The sequence below is a fragment of the Brachybacterium sp. GCM10030252 genome (genome assembly GCF_042666535.1).
GTDB lineage: Bacteria > Actinomycetota > Actinomycetes > Actinomycetales > Dermabacteraceae > Brachybacterium.
Genome location: NZ_JBHTDM010000036.1, coordinates 32,850 through 48,297, shown reverse-complemented (window position 1 = coordinate 48,297; position 15,448 = coordinate 32,850). Strand labels below are relative to the sequence as shown.

13 protein-coding genes are annotated in these 15,448 nt (G+C 72.4%); 7 read left to right on the top strand and 6 right to left on the bottom strand.

Translation table 11 applies throughout. The features are described 5' to 3' along the window. The first annotated feature begins 663 nt into the window (after nucleotides 1-663). From ACFQRJ_RS16385 to ACFQRJ_RS16370, 4 genes are all read left to right on the top strand, one after another. Nucleotides 664-2,277, top strand: a complete 1,614-nt coding sequence (locus tag ACFQRJ_RS16385) for an Ada metal-binding domain-containing protein (RefSeq protein WP_377020294.1) — start codon at nucleotides 664-666, stop codon at nucleotides 2,275-2,277. Next, nucleotides 2,274-2,885: a methylated-DNA--[protein]-cysteine S-methyltransferase gene (locus tag ACFQRJ_RS16380; RefSeq protein WP_377020293.1), complete on the top strand. Its 612-nt coding sequence runs from the start codon at nucleotides 2,274-2,276 to the stop codon at nucleotides 2,883-2,885. The genes ACFQRJ_RS16385 and ACFQRJ_RS16380 overlap by 4 nt, the downstream gene beginning before the upstream one ends. Nucleotides 2,886-2,898: 13 nt before the next feature. After that, nucleotides 2,899-4,107, top strand: a complete 1,209-nt coding sequence (locus ACFQRJ_RS16375; protein ID WP_377020292.1) for a PLP-dependent aminotransferase family protein — start codon at nucleotides 2,899-2,901, stop codon at nucleotides 4,105-4,107. Nucleotides 4,108-4,206: 99 nt separating this feature from the next. Next, nucleotides 4,207-4,428, top strand: a complete 222-nt coding sequence (locus tag ACFQRJ_RS16370; protein WP_377020291.1) for a hypothetical protein — start codon at nucleotides 4,207-4,209, stop codon at nucleotides 4,426-4,428. Between the two features lie 35 nt (nucleotides 4,429-4,463). On the opposite strand, the gene ACFQRJ_RS16365 is transcribed toward ACFQRJ_RS16370, so the two are convergent. The 4 genes from ACFQRJ_RS16365 to ACFQRJ_RS16350 all read right to left on the bottom strand — a co-directional run bounded on the left by ACFQRJ_RS16365 (nucleotide 4,464) and on the right by ACFQRJ_RS16350 (nucleotide 8,780). Next, on the bottom strand, nucleotides 4,464-5,216 hold the full coding sequence (locus ACFQRJ_RS16365) for a class I SAM-dependent methyltransferase (protein WP_377020290.1): 753 nt from the start codon (nucleotides 5,214-5,216) through the stop codon (nucleotides 4,464-4,466). A 31-nt stretch (nucleotides 5,217-5,247) separates the two neighbouring features. Further along, entirely contained in the window at nucleotides 5,248-6,759 is a 1,512-nt protein-coding gene (locus ACFQRJ_RS16360) for a hypothetical protein (protein WP_377020289.1), read from the bottom strand. Continuing rightward, nucleotides 6,756-7,430, bottom strand: coding sequence for an ATP-binding cassette domain-containing protein (locus ACFQRJ_RS16355; RefSeq protein ID WP_377020288.1), 675 nt, complete (start codon nucleotides 7,428-7,430; stop codon nucleotides 6,756-6,758). The genes ACFQRJ_RS16360 and ACFQRJ_RS16355 overlap by 4 nt, the downstream gene beginning before the upstream one ends. A 75-nt stretch (nucleotides 7,431-7,505) precedes the next feature. Continuing rightward, nucleotides 7,506-8,780, bottom strand: a complete 1,275-nt coding sequence (locus tag ACFQRJ_RS16350; RefSeq protein ID WP_377020287.1) for an alpha/beta fold hydrolase — start codon at nucleotides 8,778-8,780, stop codon at nucleotides 7,506-7,508. A gap of 308 nt (nucleotides 8,781-9,088) precedes the next feature. Here ACFQRJ_RS16350 and ACFQRJ_RS16345 point away from each other — a divergent pair, with 308 nt between their 5' ends. Further along, nucleotides 9,089-9,652 (top strand): CarD family transcriptional regulator, encoded by a 564-nt coding sequence (locus ACFQRJ_RS16345; RefSeq protein WP_377020286.1) that lies wholly within the window; start codon nucleotides 9,089-9,091, stop codon nucleotides 9,650-9,652. 83 nt (nucleotides 9,653-9,735) lie between these two features. Here the strand turns inward: ACFQRJ_RS16345 and ACFQRJ_RS16340 are convergent, their stop codons facing one another. Both ACFQRJ_RS16340 and ACFQRJ_RS16335 read right to left on the bottom strand, forming a co-directional pair. Beyond that, nucleotides 9,736-11,049 carry an MFS transporter gene (locus ACFQRJ_RS16340; protein WP_377020285.1) on the bottom strand — a complete coding sequence of 438 codons (1,314 nt, stop codon included), beginning with the start codon at nucleotides 11,047-11,049 and terminating at the stop codon, nucleotides 9,736-9,738. Nucleotides 11,050-11,172: 123 nt separating this feature from the next. Next, complete coding sequence (locus ACFQRJ_RS16335) at nucleotides 11,173-11,829, bottom strand: SRPBCC domain-containing protein (protein WP_377020284.1); 657 nt, start codon at nucleotides 11,827-11,829, stop codon at nucleotides 11,173-11,175. Between the two features lie 251 nt (nucleotides 11,830-12,080). Here ACFQRJ_RS16335 and ACFQRJ_RS16330 point away from each other — a divergent pair, with 251 nt between their 5' ends. Beyond that, the gene (locus ACFQRJ_RS16330; RefSeq protein ID WP_377020283.1) at nucleotides 12,081-12,827 is read left to right on the top strand and encodes an HAD family hydrolase; all 747 of its coding nucleotides are present in this window, start codon (nucleotides 12,081-12,083) and stop codon (nucleotides 12,825-12,827) included. After that, nucleotides 12,824-15,370, top strand: a complete 2,547-nt coding sequence (locus tag ACFQRJ_RS16325) for a glycoside hydrolase family 65 protein (RefSeq protein WP_377020282.1) — start codon at nucleotides 12,824-12,826, stop codon at nucleotides 15,368-15,370. Before ACFQRJ_RS16330 ends, ACFQRJ_RS16325 begins: the two co-directional genes overlap by 4 nt. Nucleotides 15,371-15,448 lie beyond the last annotated feature (78 nt).

Genomic DNA, 15,448 nt, shown 5'->3' with positions numbered 1-15,448 from the left:
CGGCCACCAGCGCAGCGACCGGCTCGTGCTCACGCGCCTCGCGCGGCATCGTGGCCAGCGCGGGAGCGGGAACGTAGGGCGGGACCGCCGCGATCACGTCGGCCGTGCCCATGAGCTCGCCCGGGAAGCCCGCCAGAGCGGCGCCGTGGTGCACGCCGGAGCCCGGCGGGAGGTTGCGCCGGGCGTGGCGCAGCGCCTGCTGGTCCTGGTCGCTCACGTGCAGCCGCACCCCGGGGACCCGGCGGCCGACGATCGCGGCGATCGGGGCGATGCCGCAGTAGGGCTCCAGCACGACGGCTCGTGGGCGCCGGTGGGCAGCGGCGGCGGCCTCCTCGATCAGCAGCTCGGTGCGCTGGCGGGGGACGAACACCCCTGGCCCGATGCGGAGCCTCTCCCCCGCGATCTCGACGGCGCCGATCACGTGCTCGAGGAACTCCCCCGCCACGCGGCGAGCTGTCATCCTCTCCAGCTCGTCCTCGCTCTCGGCGGCGGCGCGCAGGAGCCGCGCCTCGTCCTCGGCGAAGACAGAGCCGGCACGGCGCAGCCGCGCTACCAGCGGATCGGGTCCCATGACCGGCATTCTCGCCCCTCGAGGGCCCCCGCGCGCATCGCCATGACCGAATCCCGCTGGCGCCGCTGGCCGCAGCGCGGTTCACTGGGCACATGACCGTGATGACCGACGACGAGCGCTACGCCGCGATCCGCGCCCGGGACACCCGCTTCGACGGGATGTTCTTCACCTGCGTGCGCTCCACGGGCATCTTCTGCCGCCCCTCGTGCCCGGCCCGCACCCCGCGACGGACCGGCGTGGAGTTCGTCCCGTCGGCCGCTGCTGCGGTGGCCGCCGGGTACCGGGCCTGCAAGCGCTGCGGGCCGATGGCCCCTCCCGGCAGCCCGGATGACGACCCGACGGGTTCGCTCGCCGGGCGGGCGCTGCGGCTGATCGATGCCGGGGCGCTGGATGACGGCGGCACCGTTCCCGCCCTGGCGCGGCGGCTGGCGGTCTCCGAGCGGACGCTGCACCGGGCACTGCTGGCCGCCACCGGGGCCGGTGCCCTCGCCCATGCCCGACTGCGCCGGGCGCGCCGCGCCCATGAGCTCGTCGTCGGGTCCTCTCTGCCGCTGGCGCAGATCGCGCACGCGGCGGGGTTCGGCAGTGAACGGCAGTTCCACGAGACGTTCACCCGCGTCTTCGGCCATGCGCCCTCGGTGGTCCGCGAACGTGCGCGGGGTGGCCCGGAGGCTCGGGGCCGACAGGGCGGTGCAGCACGGGGGCGGGCCGGTGACGCGGCCGGCGCGACCGGTGACGCCGCCATCGTCACCGCCCAACTGGCTGTGCGCCGCCCTTTCGACGGAGCCGGGCTCGCCGCATGGTTCGCGCATCGGGCGGTGCCCGGCGTGGAGGAGGTGAGGGGACTGCGGTGGACGCGGGCGCTCCGCCTTCAGCACGGGCCTGCGGTGCTGCAGGTTGACCTGGGGGCCGAGGGACCGCTGCCCCTGAGGGTGCATCTGGCCGATCTGCGCGATCACGCCGTGGCGATCTCCCTGGCCCGTCGGCTGCTGGACCTGGACGCGGACCCAGCCGGGATCGACGCCGGGCTGGCCGCTGCACTTCCCGCACTGGGCCACCTCGTCGACCACCGCCCCGGAGTGCGCCTGCCGGGCCTTCCGAGCATCGCCGAGGCCCTGCTGTGGTCGGTCACCGGCCAGCAGATCACCACCGCTCAGGCCCGGGATCAGGTCACCCGGGCCACGGATCTCCTCGGGACGCCGCTGCCGGCGAGCCTGCACGTCGACGGCGTCAGCCGGTTGCCGGTGGACTCCGCCATCGCGGCCGCCCACGCCGAGGAATGGTTCCGTGGACCCGGCATCCGCCGCGAGACCCTGCAGACCGCTGTCCGCGCCGCCACCGACCCGGACGCCGGGATCGACGCCTCGCTGCCCCTCGACGAGCTGCGGACCCGACTGCTCGCACTGCGCGGGATAGGTCCCTGGAGCGCCGACTACGTCCTGCTGCGTGCCGTCAGGGCCGTCGATGTCGCGCCGGCACGAGACGTCGCGCTGCTGGCCGCTGCCCGCGACCTCGGGATCGCCCAGGACCACGCCTCGCTCGAGGCCGCACTCGCCGCCGCCTCTCCGTGGCGCTCCTACGCCGCGATGCAGCTCTGGCACCACCAGGCCCAGCTGCGCGCTCCTGAACAGCCCGCCGGCCGCGGCCGGTCCCGGACGGACCGGGACGCACCGGTCCGCGACCTCTCGGAAGGACATCTCCCATGACTCAGCCGCACCCCTTCGGTCCGTCGGCCGCCGACACATCGGCTCCCCGCCGCGCAGCACCCAGCGGGCCGGTCGCCGGCAGCCCGGCCCGCAGCGCACCGGCGACCACGTCGCCGAACGCACCGCGCCACCGCCGCGTGGCCACTGCGCTCGGTGAGTACGTGATCGCCGCGGAGGGCGAGGGCATCACCGGGCTCTGGCGCGCGCGGCAGAGCCACTATCCCAGGCCGGAGCGGCTCGGGAGACCCGCATCGCCCGATGACCCGCTGCTCACCCGCGCCGAGGAGCAGCTGCTCGCCTACTTGGGCGGCGAGCGCGAGGACTTCGCCCTGCCGCTGGCCCCGCGCGGGACACCGTTCCAGCACGCCGTCTGGGACCGGCTCCGGGAGATCCCTCGCGGGTCGACCACCACCTACGGACGGATCGCCCACGACCTCGGCCGTCCCCGCGCCGCGCAGGCCGTCGGCGCCGCCGTCGGCTCCAACCCGATCTCCATCGTGGTGCCCTGCCATCGCGTGCTGGGAACCAGCGGCGCGATCACCGGGTACGCGGGCGGAACAGAGACGAAACAGGCACTGCTGGTCCTCGAGGGGGCCCTGCCCGCGTGACACGATGTCGGCTATGTCCCGACCCGTGCAGCACCCGTTCCACTTCCCCGTCGCCGCCCGCTACGCGGGCATGGAGTCCTCGCCGCTGAAGGACATCTTCACCCTCGCCGCCCGCGAGGACGTCGTCTCCTTCGCCGGCGGGATCCCGGACCCGGACCTGTTCGCGCTCGAGGACGTGGCCGCCTCCTATGACTGGGTCCTCACCCACCAGGGTCATCGCGCTCTCCAGTACGGCGTCAGCGAGGGCGAGGTGGAGCTGCGCGAGCAGGCCGCCGCGCGCCTGTCCCGCTCCCTGCCCACCGCCGCCTCCCAGATCCGCATCACCTCGGGGTCGCAGGAGGGATTGTTCGTCGTCGCCGAGGCCCTGCTGGAGCCCGGTGACGTGGTGCTCGTGGAGTCGCCGACATACCTCGCGGCGGTGCAGGCCTTCTCCGTCCACGGCGCGCGCATGGTCGGCGTCGAGACTGACGATGACGGCGTGGTGCCCGAAGCGCTCGAGGAGGCGATCCGCACCCATCACCCGCGGATGGTCTATCTGATCCCCACCTTCCAGAATCCCACCGGGCGCACCATGCCCGTGGCCCGCCGGCAGGCCGTGGCCGACGTGCTCCAGCGCAACGACGTGCCGCTGATCGAGGACGACCCGTACGGGGAGCTCAGCTTCACCGGCAGCACCTGGGCCCCGATCGCCTCCCTGCCCGGGATGGGCGAGCGCACCCTGCTGCTGAACTCGATGAGCAAGCTGATGAGCCCGGGCCTGCGGATCGGCTGGATCCGCGCCGAGGGCCCGATCCTGGACACGCTGGCGGTCGCCAAGGCCGCGATCTCGATGCAGTCCTCCGTGGTGGATCAGCTGACCGTGGCCCGGTATCTCGAGACGACGGACCTGGATGCGCACGTGACCCGGGTCGCCGCCGTCTACCGCGAGCGGCGCGATGCGATGGCGCAGGCGATCGCACCGGTGCTGCCCGCGGGAGCCCACGTCACCCATCCCGACGGCGGCATGTTCCTGTGGACCGCGCTCGGCGACGGCTATGACGCGCAGACGATGCTCATGGACGCCGTCGAGGCCGGCGTCGCCTACCTGCCCGGCTGGTCGTTCTTCGCCGAGAACCCGGACCGCTCGACGATGCGACTGAGCTTCGTCACGCACTCCCCCGCCGTCATCGAGCAGGCGATCACTCGGCTCGGCGAGGTCATCGCGCGCCACGGGCGGAACTGAGACGCGCCGTCGTTGAGGCGCGGCGCCGGACGGCGTACCGCAATCTGTGACAGCACTCACACGTGGATCAGCGAACTGAGGGCTCCGGGGAGGGTCGTCATGCATGCCACGCAGAACCAACGGGAGAGCCGGCCAGGTGGCCTCCTGCTCGTCGCGGCCATCATCAGCATCTGCCTGTCCTTCGGGTTCTCCGTCGACCGGACCGGTCTCCGCTGGTTCTGGACGGAGACACCGTGGGTGGCGCCCGGACTGGTCCTGCTCGGCGTCGTGCTCGGCGCGCTGTACGTCCTGATGCGTGGCCGCGCCGCCCGCCGTCGGTAGCCGGACGCCGTCGCCGTGGCCCGCCGCCGGCCGCGCTACGCCGTCAGCTCGCGCGGTTTCTGCCAGCGCAGCGTCACCCGGAATCCTTCGCGGCGCCGGAGGACGGCACCCGGAACGATCAGGTCAGCACGCTCGCGCAGTGTGGCGAGGGACCGGGCCGCCTCGCGGACCGGTGGGGAGATCTCGCGCGGCTCCTGCACGACGATCCCGGGCTCCCTCGACGCGGGTCGCGAGGTCCCCGGTGCAGGTCGCGGGTGCTTCAGCATCCCGATCAGCGGATTGGCCAGAGCGTTGCCGACATCCCACAGCTGATCCAGCACGCCGGCCGGGCGAACCAGCGTGACCACGAGCAGGCGGCCGCCGGGGCACAGCAGATCCCGGGCCTGCAGCAGGGTCTCGTCGAGATCCATGTGGTGCAACGACGCGACCACGGTCACGGCATCGTAGGTGCCGAGCAGGCCAGAGTGCTCGGCGTGCTCGGAGTGCTCGGCCAGCGTGCGGCGCCAGATGCGTACCCGGGGATTCTCATGGAAGCGGGTGGCCGAGGCATAGGCCATGGCCTGGTCCGGGTCGATCCCATCGATGCGCCCGGCGTGAGCGCACAGGGCGGCCACGAGATCACCCCTCCCGCAGCCCACGTCGAGCACCCGGCCGCTGGTGGCGGGCAGGGAGCGCACGATCCAGGAGTGGAAGTGGTGGTTGTGGTTCCACGGATGCCGGTCGTTGAGGCGCTTCAGCCCGCGGCCCGCCCAGCGGATCACCGGGTTCTCGGTGGTGCGGATGTCCATGGTCGTTCCTCTCCTCGTCCGTCCGGATGACTCAGGTGCGCAGGGCGCGCAGGCGGGCGCGTGCCATCAGCCCTGTGACCCCTGTCAGGCCGGCCGCGGCGACAAGGATCCAGAGCGGTCCCAGCAGGCCGAGCGCGGCCGTGAGCGCCCCAGCTGCCACGGCGAGCAGGACCGCGTCCGACTGCCAGGCGAGCATCGGGATCACGGACGCATCGCCCTGCGGCGTCGGCATCGGGGTGATCAGCCGCAGCGGCATCGGCCCCTTCGCGGCGTCGCGCACGCGACCCGTGATCATCACCGGCGTCAGCGCGAGGGGCAGGAGCACGGCCTGCAGCGCGCCCGGGCCGCCGGCCCCGATGAGCCAGTATCCGGCGCCGCCGACGCTCGCCAGGCCGGCGAGCAGCAGGGCCGGGGCCACGGTGTGCAGCAGCGCCTGGACCTCGGCGCTCTGCCCGAACAGGCCGGGCGCCCCGAGGGTGTGGACGGCGTGGCGGATCCCGTCGACGAAGGGCCCGCTCGCGGCCCACAGGCCCATGGAGCCGACGAGGACGGCGAACCAGGCCAGCGGCCCGGCCATCGTGGTCGATCCGGCGAGGGTCGCGGCCGCCAGCACCGTCACCAGCGCACCGGTGGTGACGCTCTCGGGCGACCGCGGCCAGGCCACGGCATCCCGTCGCGCGTACACCAGCACCAGCGGCCCGGGCCCGATGGCGCCGAGGCGCCTGCCCGTCGAAGGCGGCAGGCGGAACGTGCCGGCCGCGGCGGCAAGATCGCCGCTGGTCGCGACCGTGACGGCGGACTGCCATCGCTGCGCCTGCTCCTGCAGCACCCGCCCGCGCAGCCGATCCAGCAGCGGGATTCCCGCCGCGGTCAGCAGGATCCCCGCCACGAGCAGGCCGAGCGCCCAGGCGCCGGCCGCCCCGGCACCGACCGGGTAGGCACCGCCGAGGCCGACAGTCAGCGGCGCGAAGGCGGTCAGCACCGCGCCCACCGCGAGCGCCCCGGCCAGCAGACGTCGCCCCGCCGGGTCCAGCAGCTGGCCCGCCAGCCACGAGGCGGCCAGGAGCAGTCCGGTGCCCACCGCGGCCACGACGAACCACATCGACCCCGCCGCCGTGGTGTGCCCGGCCGTCAGCAGCGTGACCGCGATCAGCGCCGCGAGGACGACCGCGGCGAACAGCGGCACCATCAGGGCGCGGAGGAAGGGACGCCACAGCACCGCGCGGCGGCGGATCCCGCTCCAGGCGAGCGTCTCGATGAAGAACGGGGCGAGCAGTGCGGGACCGCGCACCGCACCGAGCAGGACCAGCGCAGCGCCCGCGGCGAGCGTCACTGCGGTGCTGACCTGCGGGGCGGCCGTCGTGTTCAGGACGGGAAGCACGTCCGGCCGGGCCAGGGCGCTGCCGGCCGCCTGCAGTGCCGACGAGCCGAACACGAGCACGCTGAGGGCCGCGACGTAGACGAGATAGAGGACATCGCCGCGGGTTCGGGCCTGGTCGCGCTGGGCCCAGACCTCCCGGACCGCGGCCAGCTGGTTGCTCACGCCTGCTCCTCCAGGCCCAGGCGCGCGCCGGCGAGCTCGTCCAGCAGACGCGGGCTATGGCTGGCCAGCACGACGGCCGCGCCGGCCTCGGCCCGGGCCCGGATGGCGTCGATCACCAGGCCGAGGCGCTCGGCATCCAGCCGCTGCTCGGGCTCGTCGAGCAGGAGCACGCTGCACGGACGAGCGAAGGTCAGGGCGAGCGCGACCAGCTGCGACTGCCCGCTGGAGAGCTCGTGCGGGAAGCGTCGTCCCAGTGGGGCGATCGCCAGCTCCTCCAGCAGTTCGTCGGCGCGCCTGCGCGCTGCTCCGGTGGCCGTTCCCCAGGTGGCCCCGATGAACTGCAGGTGCTCGGCGATCGTGAGGTCCCGCGCCGTCTGCGGCGGCCCGATGAGCGCGGCGAGCGCGGCACGGAAGGTGCGATCCCGGTCGTCGGGCACGCGACCGGCGATGCGGACACTGCCCGCCGTGGGTGCCATGACGCCCGCCAGCACGCGCAGCAGCGTCGTCTTCCCGGACCCGTTGGCACCGGTGACAGCGAGGATCTCCCCCGACCGGACCCTCCCGGTGGCCTCGGCCAGCAGCACGTTCTCGTCCGCGACGACGCCGACGCCCTCGAACCGGACCGGAACGGGCGACGGGTTCGCGGCGCTGCGCCGGGGAGTGCGACTCATGACCCCATGAGACCTCATCGCGGAGCGGCCGAGCATCCGCCATCGGTCGTGGCCGCCACGATAAAGGTCGAGGCATCACCCGTGCCGCCGACAGGGCAGGCACGGGACGGTGCGCAGCCGGTCGGCGGTCAGGGCGGCCCTCACCAGGAGCGGGAGGAACTTCCCGGTACCGACGACCGGAGCTGCGGCCAGGTTCCTCCGGGCTCGCTGCGCAAAGGTGCGATGGGAGCCCTCGGCAACAGCGTGGATCGCGTCGATCAGCACCGTCGGCCGGGTGTCGAGCGCGGAGTGCGCGTGGCCGGCCAGCGGCACCAGCACGCCGTCCGGCAGCAGCTCTGCGGCGGCCTCGGCGACCGGCCGCGGAGTACGGAGATCACGTGCGCCGCTGAGCACGAGGGCCGGCACCGTGACCTCGGGCAGCTGGGCGTGCAGGTCGAAGTGCTCTCCGGTGAATGCAGGGGCGTCCGCGTCATGGAAGACGGCCGCCGGGTCGAAGATCCCTCCGTCGGGCGCGACGCCGGTGTTCAGCTCGGCGTAGGCGAGGTGCCTGACGAGGTCGTACTCCATCACGTGAGGGCTCGGAGCGCCGATCTCCTGACGCAGGAGACGTCGCACCATCGCGGTCGTCCATCGCGCACGGTCGCGGGCGAGCTGGTCGAGATAGTCGTCCAGCAGCGCGGTACCGCCGAACTCGTACACGACCTGCGCCGTCTCGCCGAGAACCGGCGCGCGCAGTCCGTGCTGAGTGACGAGATCGCGGATCCTCCGGGCGCTGGCCGCCGTCTCCTCGCTCTCGCCGTGCCACAGCAGGGAGCGGGCGTAACGGCGCGTGATGTCATGTTCCTGGGCACTGATCGTGGTGCTGTCCAGGACCAAACCGTCAAGACGCTCCGGGTGGGTCACGGCGAAGGTGGCCGCGACATAGCTGCCGTACGAGGTGCCGCTGAGGATCACCCGGTCGATGCCCTCGGTCTCGAGAACGGCACCCAGATCGGCGACGACCTGCGACACGGTCAGCGCCGCCGGCGGCAGATCATGGCCGTCGGGGTCCCGGCGGGAGAGGCCGACGCCACGGTGCTCGACCATGACGATGTCCAGGCCGGCGTCGACCGCGCGAGCTCGGAACGACTGATACATCAGGGGGACGGCGAGCCCTGGCCCACCGGGGATGACCAGGGCGATCGGCCCGTTGCCGGGAGCGGGACGGACGTAGGCGAGATCGAACTCCGGGCTCTGCGCGGTCGCGGGTCGCCGGATCGTGCGAAGCCCGGGAATCTTCCGGGCCGCGGCCTCGCGCGAACGGGCGGCGCGCTCCCGGAACCGGGTGGAATATCCGTCGGAGGGAGCCATGTCCTCAGGCGACCACATCGGAGCAGACCGGACAACCGACCTACGTCGCACCTGCCACTGCCGATCGGGTGTGAGAGATCCCGGGCGGTCCGCCACTGGATATCGTCTCCGCCCCGTGAGATCCTGGTGGGGCGCCGCCGTAGGTGCCGGCACCCTGTTTCTGCAGGTCGGACGGCACCCGAGCTGCTGTGCGCGCACTCGCCGTCCCCGTTCCCCGCCCGGGTCGTCGCGGGACGTCGCGCACGGCCGCCGTGAACCGTTCCGGTTCCCGGTACCGGCGACGCACAGGTCCAACGAGGAGGTCCCCCTTGTCCGCTGCCACCGCACCCGTCAGCACCACCCCGCCGAAGCCCGGCGATCTGCTGACCCACCCGGTCCACGGCCCGGTTCGCATCCTGGCCACCTGCACCCGCTCCGTCCGCGGGACCGACCGGGACTACGTCGACCTCGAAGTCGTCGGGGACGAGATGCGGATCTCCGTCCCGGCCGACAGCAATGACGTCATCGGGCTGCGCCCGCTGCTCGAGGAGAAGGAGATCTCCGAGCTGATCGAGCAGCTCGGCGAACCGATCGAGCCTCCGGAGAAGAAGGCGTCCTGGGCGCACCGGATCAAGGCGCTGACCATGCAGCTGCAGACCGGTCGGCTCACGGACCGCATCGAGGTCATCCGCGGCATCCTGGGTGACTCGGGAGGCACACCGTCGAGCCTCGCCGAGCGCACACTGCTGAAGCAGGCGATCGCACCGCTGGCCACCGAGATCGCCATCGCCCGCGACATCCCGCGTGATGACGCCCATCAGCTGCTGGTCGATACCGCTGAGCAGGCCGTTCAGGCCGGCGGAGCCGCCGGCCACGGGGACTCGGCGGCCTGAGGGGCTGCACGAGTCGGGCCGCTGCGCCGGTCCGGCTCATCGGGCGGCCCGGTTCGGCCACGCTCCTCGACCGACGCTCCCGTTCAACGCACCCGGGTGCTGCCCGACGGCGTGAGGCGAGGAAGCACCCGCATCAGCCAGAGTCCGCCCGCGATGCACAGTCCGCCGGTGGCGGCCCCGGCCGCCGTGACCGGGGCGATCAGGGTGATGCCGGTGACGATCAGCGGTGCCGCCAGCCGCCCCGCGCCCAGCATGGTGTTCCACCACGCCAGATATCCGGTGCGGCCGTGCACTGGGGACACGTCGATCCCCAGGGTCATGACGATGCCCGAGCCCAGCCCGTTGCCGAGCGCGATCAGGAGGGTCGGGACCAGCAGAGCGACCAGGGCGGCCGCGACGCCGCGCCCGGCCAACGCCTCGCCCAGCACGGCGAGCAGCACGAACCCGGCCCCCATCATCACCGCGCACGGGACGGCGACCGCGACGCGGCCGTAGCGGTCCATGATCGTCCCGGCGGGGATCACCAGCAGGATCTCGATCACGGCGCTGACGCCGAAGACGATGGAGACCCACACCGAGCCCAGGCCGAGTGCCGCTCCCAGCAGCGGGATGATCACGGGACGGTTCACTCGGGCCATCATCACCGGTGCGATCCCCAGCCCCACCACGACCATGCGGGCCACCACGGCACGGTTCAGCCGAGTACGAGCCTCGGTGCGCGAGCCCCTCCCGCGTCGCGGCCGGGGCGTGACATCCGGCCTCTCCCCCGGCGGCAGGAACACCGCGACCATCGTCGTCGCCGCCGCCGAGGTGACCGCGAACAGCACGAAGACGCCGGTGTCGGGGCCGAGCGCCATCACGATCGCCCCGAGCAGCGGCCCGATCACCTGGCCGATACGGATCACGCCGCCGAACAGCGTCATCCCGCGGGCCCGCATCGCCGGGGGCAGCACGGTCCCCAGATAGGCCTGCCGGCCCAGCTGCCACACCTGCGTACTGGTCGCCATCACCGTCAGCAGCACCACGAGCGTGACCTGGTGGGCGAGACGGGGCGCACCGGACAGGGCCGGGGTGATCACGAAGAACGCGATGAGGTTGGCGATCACCAGCAGGCACCCGGTGGCCACGAGCGAGCCTCTCGCCCCGAACCGCGAGATCAGCCGCCCGGCGGGGATCGGGCCCAGGAACGAGGCGAGCCCGAAGATGGTGGTCAGCGCCGCCGACTGCGGCACGCTGAAACCGAGGTCGAGCGCGAGCAGCGGGACCACCGGCATCAGGGCGGCCAGACCGGAGAACTCCAGCAGGCTCGGCGCGTACACCGACGGGGTCAGCGCCCACATCACCTGGCGCGGGCTGCGCGACCGCCCCGTCGGGGAGATCTGCGCGGGCGGTGTCACGGGCAGATTCTGCCACCGGGTACTGAGCCTGGGCAAATACTTCCACGACGCGGACGCACGGCAGGTCCGGAACCGCGCGCTCCGCGGTCGTTCTTCTCGGCGCGAGCCGTCAGACGCGAGCCGTCAGGCGCCGTAGGCGCTGGCCGTCGCCGCCTCCCCACGCCGGGCGGTGGTCTCGTCGACGCCGGCTGCGATCGCCTCTGCCGCCCAGCGCACGGACCAGGCGCGCACGTGCTCGGCGCCCTCGGCGCTGTCCAGCCAGGCGGGCGTCGGCGTCGGCACATCGAGCAGGCAGCTCGCGCGCCAGCCGTCGGTCAGGGCGGCGAGCGCGAGCAGCGCGATCTCCCAGTCGACCGCGGCGAGTCCGGGGCCGACGCGGTCGAACTCATCGCGCTCGATCAGGGTCGTATGGCGCACGCGCAGCTCTGTGGTGCCGTCGTCCTCCGGGTCCAGCCGGATCAGCAGCGGGTCCTCCGCGCCGCCGCGGTCCCAGGTCAAGGAGATCTTGTGCGGCGCCTCCACATGGAGGATCCGGCCGACCGCACCTTCCGGCGCCTCGAACCGACCGCCCTCGCGCAGGTCCCCGGCCACCGGGCCGAACCAGCGGGCGAGCTGATCCGGGCGTGTCAGCAGCGGCCACAGCTGCGCTGGGGCCCGGGTGATGTTGGTGGTCAGGGTGAGCACGGTGCGCACCAGGGCACGCCCCTCATGCAGCTGCTCATCGATCTCGAGTTCGCGTCGCACCGCATCGATCACGGGCAGCGACTCCGTGACAGTCATCTTCTCCTCGGAGGGTCGAACCGCTCCGCACCGGCGACTGTGCGCGGGCACGGACGATCGAAGATTAGCCCACGGGAGCGCACCGTGCCATGGGTGCGCAGCGCGCTGTGAGCGAACGGGGCACCGGCGGGGTCGCCCGCGGGCGGCTCCCGCGGGCGAGCACAGGACGGCCCGGGGCCACAGGACGGCCACCGGTCACAAGATGGCCACCGGTCCCCTTCCCCGGCGCCTGCGAGCTTCCGGCCCGTAGCATGGCGGCCGTGGATTACGAGGCAGACTTCAGACCGTCCGACTTCACCGCCCACCTCTTCGACCTCGACGGCGTCATCACGCCCACGGCCGAGGTGCACATGCGCGCCTGGGCCCGCATGTTCGACGGGTTCCTCGCCGCCCGCGGCGTCGAGGAACCCTACACCGATCTGGACTACTTCACCCACGTCGACGGCCGGCCCCGCTACGACGGGGTGCGGACCTTCCTCGCCTCCCGCGGCATCGAACTGCCCGAGGGGGCCGACGACGACCCCGCCGACCAGCCGTCCGGCCAGGAGACCGTGCGCGGCCTCGGCAACCGCAAGAACGATCTCGTGCTGGAGCTGCTGCGCGCCGAGGGCGTGAAGCCCTACCCCGGCACCGTCACCTATCTCGACTCCCTGCCCCGGAGCGCACGGCTGGCGATCGTCTCCTCCTCCCGCAACGCCGAGGAGGTCCTGCGCGCCGCCGGACTGCTCGAGCGCTTCGAGCACGTCGTGGACGGCAACGTCTCCGCGCGGGAGGGGCTGCCCGGCAAGCCGCGGCCCGATACCTTCGTCCACGCCGCCGGGCTGCTGGGCGTGGCCCCGGCAGACGCCGTCGTCTACGAGGACGCCGTCTCCGGCGTGAAGGCAGGGGCCGACGGGGACTTCGGGGCCGTCATCGGGGTCGATCGCGGGGCGGGCCTCGATGACCTCTCCGCCGCCGGCGCCACCCTCGTCGTGACCGACCTCGAGGAGATCGCATGAACCGTCAGCGCAACGTACCCACCGACCCCGTCGACCGCGTCCACCTCCCCGTCGACGAGTGGCGACTGGTCGAGTCCCGCCCCAACGGCGACCTCGGGCTCATGGAGACCCTGTTCGCCACCGCCAACGGGTACCTGGGGATGCGCGGGACGCCCTCGGAGGGCCGTGACGTGCACAGCCACGGCACCTTCCTCAACGGGTTCCACGAGACCTGGCGCATCCACCACGCCGAGGCCGCGTACGGCTTCGCGAAGTCGGGCCAGACCATGATCTCCGTGCCCGACTGCTCGGTGCTGAAGCTGTATGTCGACGACGAGCCGCTGCTGCTGTCGATGGCCGACCTGGACACCTACGAGCGCTGGATCGACTTCCGCGAGGGCGTGATGCGGCGCGAGCTGATCTGGCGCACCCCGGCCGGCAAGCGGGTCAAGGTCACGACCGACCGCATGGTGTCCTTCACCCAGCGGCATCTGGCCCTGCTGAGCATGCAGGTCACCATGCTCGACGGCTCCGCCCCGGTGGCGATCTCCTCACAGCTGATCAACCGTCAGGACATCGCCGACGACTACGGCAAGGGCATCGACGGCGGGCCGATCGCCACCAAGGACGATCCCCGCCAGACCACGTCCTTCGAGCACCGCGTGCTCGAGCCCCAGCAGGACTGGCACAGCCAGCGCCGGATGCTGCTGGGGTACAAGGTCGCCGATTCCGGCATGACGCTCGCCGTCGGCGCCGACCACACCGTCGAATCCGACGTCGAGGTCGAGGAACTCCTCGACACCATGCCGGACCTCGGCCGGCACGTCAGCCGGGCCGAGCTGGGACCCGGTGACACCCTGACCGTGCGCAAGGCCGTCGCCTACCACAGTTCGCGCTCGGTCCCCCACCGCGAACTGTTCGATCGGTGCCGTCGCACCCTGGACCGGGTCCGCGCCGAGGGGTTCCAGAAGCATTACCAGGATCAGCGTGACTACCTCGCCGACTTCTGGGAGCGCTCGGACGTCGAGATGCCCGGACAGCCCGCCGAGCAGCAGGCCGCACGCTGGTGCCTGTTCCAGCTCGCCCAGGCCTCCGCCCGCTCCGACCAGTGGGGCATCCCCGCCAAGGGCCTGACCGGCTCCGGGTACGAGGGCCACTACTTCTGGGACACCGAGATCTACGTCGTCCCGTTCCTGACCTTCACGGAGCCGTCGTGGGCGCGCAACGCGCTGAGGTTCCGCGCCAATCTGCTGCCCAAGGCTCGCGAGCGCGCACGCGAGCTGAACCAGCGCGGAGCGATGTTCCCCTGGCGCACCATCAACGGGGACGAGGCCTCGGCCTACTACGCCGCCGGCACCGCCCAGTACCACATCAATGCCGACGTCGCTTTTGCGTTCTCCCAGTACGTGGACGTCACCGGCGACCTCGACTTCCAGCGCCGCGACGGGGTGCGGGTGCTGGCCGAGACCGCCCGCCTCTGGGCCGACCTCGGCTTCTGGCGGTTCAGCGGCAATGGCCGCTCCAGCTTCCACATCAACGGTGTCACCGGCCCGGACGAGTACACCACCGTGGTCAACAACAACATGTTCACCAACGTCATGGCCCGCCACAACCTGCGCCGGGCCGCACGGGCGGTGCGTGAGCTGCGCGCCGCCGACCCGGAGGCCTATCAGGTCCTGGCCGCCGAGATCGAGTTCGACGAGATGGAGCTCGAGCAGTGGGATGCCTGCGCGGACGGCATGCACGTCCCCAAGGACGAGACCTTCGGGATCCACCTCCAGGAGGACCGGTTCCTCGAGCGCGAGGTGTGGGACATCGCCAACACGCCGGCCGACTCGTTCCCGCTGCTCCTGCACTACCACCCGCTGGTCATCTACCGGTTCCAGGTGCTCAAACAGGCCGACGTGGTGCTCGCGCTGTTCCTGCGCGGCGCCGAGTTCACGCCGGAGGAGAAGCGGGCCGATTTCGAGTACTACGACCCGATCACCACGGGCGACTCCTCGCTCTCGGCGGTGGTGCAGTCGATCATGGCCGCCGAGGTGGGCCACCAGAAGGCCGCCCTGGACTACTTCCGGGCCGGGCTGTTCGTCGACATCGCCGATCTGCATCACAACACCTCCCAGGGGGTGCATATCGCCTCGGCCGGGGGCGTGTGGAACGCGCTGGTCCACGGGTTCGGCGGTATGCGGCAGGTGGAGGGCCGGATCTGCTTCGATCCCCGTCTTCCCGCCGAGTGGCCGGAGCTGCGCTTCCCCCTGACGGTGCGAGGCTCGCGCTTCCGGGTGCGGCTGGTGCGGGACGAGATCTCCTTCACGCTCGAGGAGGGCCCCGAGATCGAGGTCTCGGTGCGTGAGCAGGACGTCACGGTCACCGCCGAGGGGGTCGCCGTGCCGCTCGCGGACCAGGGTCCGGTGCTCGACGACGCGGTCCTGGCCACGCCCGTCGGCCTCGGGGACCAGCGCGCCGACGGGTCCATCGTGACCTCCTACGTGCCGCAGGACCCCGAGGATCCATGGCATTATCCCGTCGCGACCGATCCCGACGACATCATCGAGACCGGCTGAGCGGGGCATGTGACCTCTCGGTGGCATAGGCTCCACCAGCGTCATTCCCCGACGTGACCTGTCTGCCCCGAGGAGCAT

What these genes read in the sequence shown, in the direction of transcription:
- ACFQRJ_RS16385 (WP_377020294.1), top strand. Translation starts at nt 664, where the DNA reads ATGACCGTGATGACCGACGACGAGCGCTACGCCGCGATCCGCGCCCGG.
- ACFQRJ_RS16380 (WP_377020293.1), top strand. Translation starts at nt 2,274, where the DNA reads ATGACTCAGCCGCACCCCTTCGGTCCGTCGGCCGCCGACACATCGGCT.
- ACFQRJ_RS16375 (WP_377020292.1), top strand. Translation starts at nt 2,899, where the DNA reads ATGTCCCGACCCGTGCAGCACCCGTTCCACTTCCCCGTCGCCGCCCGC.
- ACFQRJ_RS16370 (WP_377020291.1), top strand. Translation starts at nt 4,207, where the DNA reads ATGCATGCCACGCAGAACCAACGGGAGAGCCGGCCAGGTGGCCTCCTG.
- ACFQRJ_RS16365 (WP_377020290.1), bottom strand. Translation starts at nt 5,216, where the DNA reads ATGGACATCCGCACCACCGAGAACCCGGTGATCCGCTGGGCGGGCCGC.
- ACFQRJ_RS16355 (WP_377020288.1), bottom strand. Translation starts at nt 7,430, where the DNA reads ATGAGTCGCACTCCCCGGCGCAGCGCCGCGAACCCGTCGCCCGTTCCG.
- ACFQRJ_RS16350 (WP_377020287.1), bottom strand. Translation starts at nt 8,780, where the DNA reads ATGGCTCCCTCCGACGGATATTCCACCCGGTTCCGGGAGCGCGCCGCC.
- ACFQRJ_RS16335 (WP_377020284.1), bottom strand. Translation starts at nt 11,829, where the DNA reads ATGACTGTCACGGAGTCGCTGCCCGTGATCGATGCGGTGCGACGCGAA.
- ACFQRJ_RS16330 (WP_377020283.1), top strand. Translation starts at nt 12,081, where the DNA reads ATGGCGGCCGTGGATTACGAGGCAGACTTCAGACCGTCCGACTTCACC.
- ACFQRJ_RS16325 (WP_377020282.1), top strand. Translation starts at nt 12,824, where the DNA reads ATGAACCGTCAGCGCAACGTACCCACCGACCCCGTCGACCGCGTCCAC.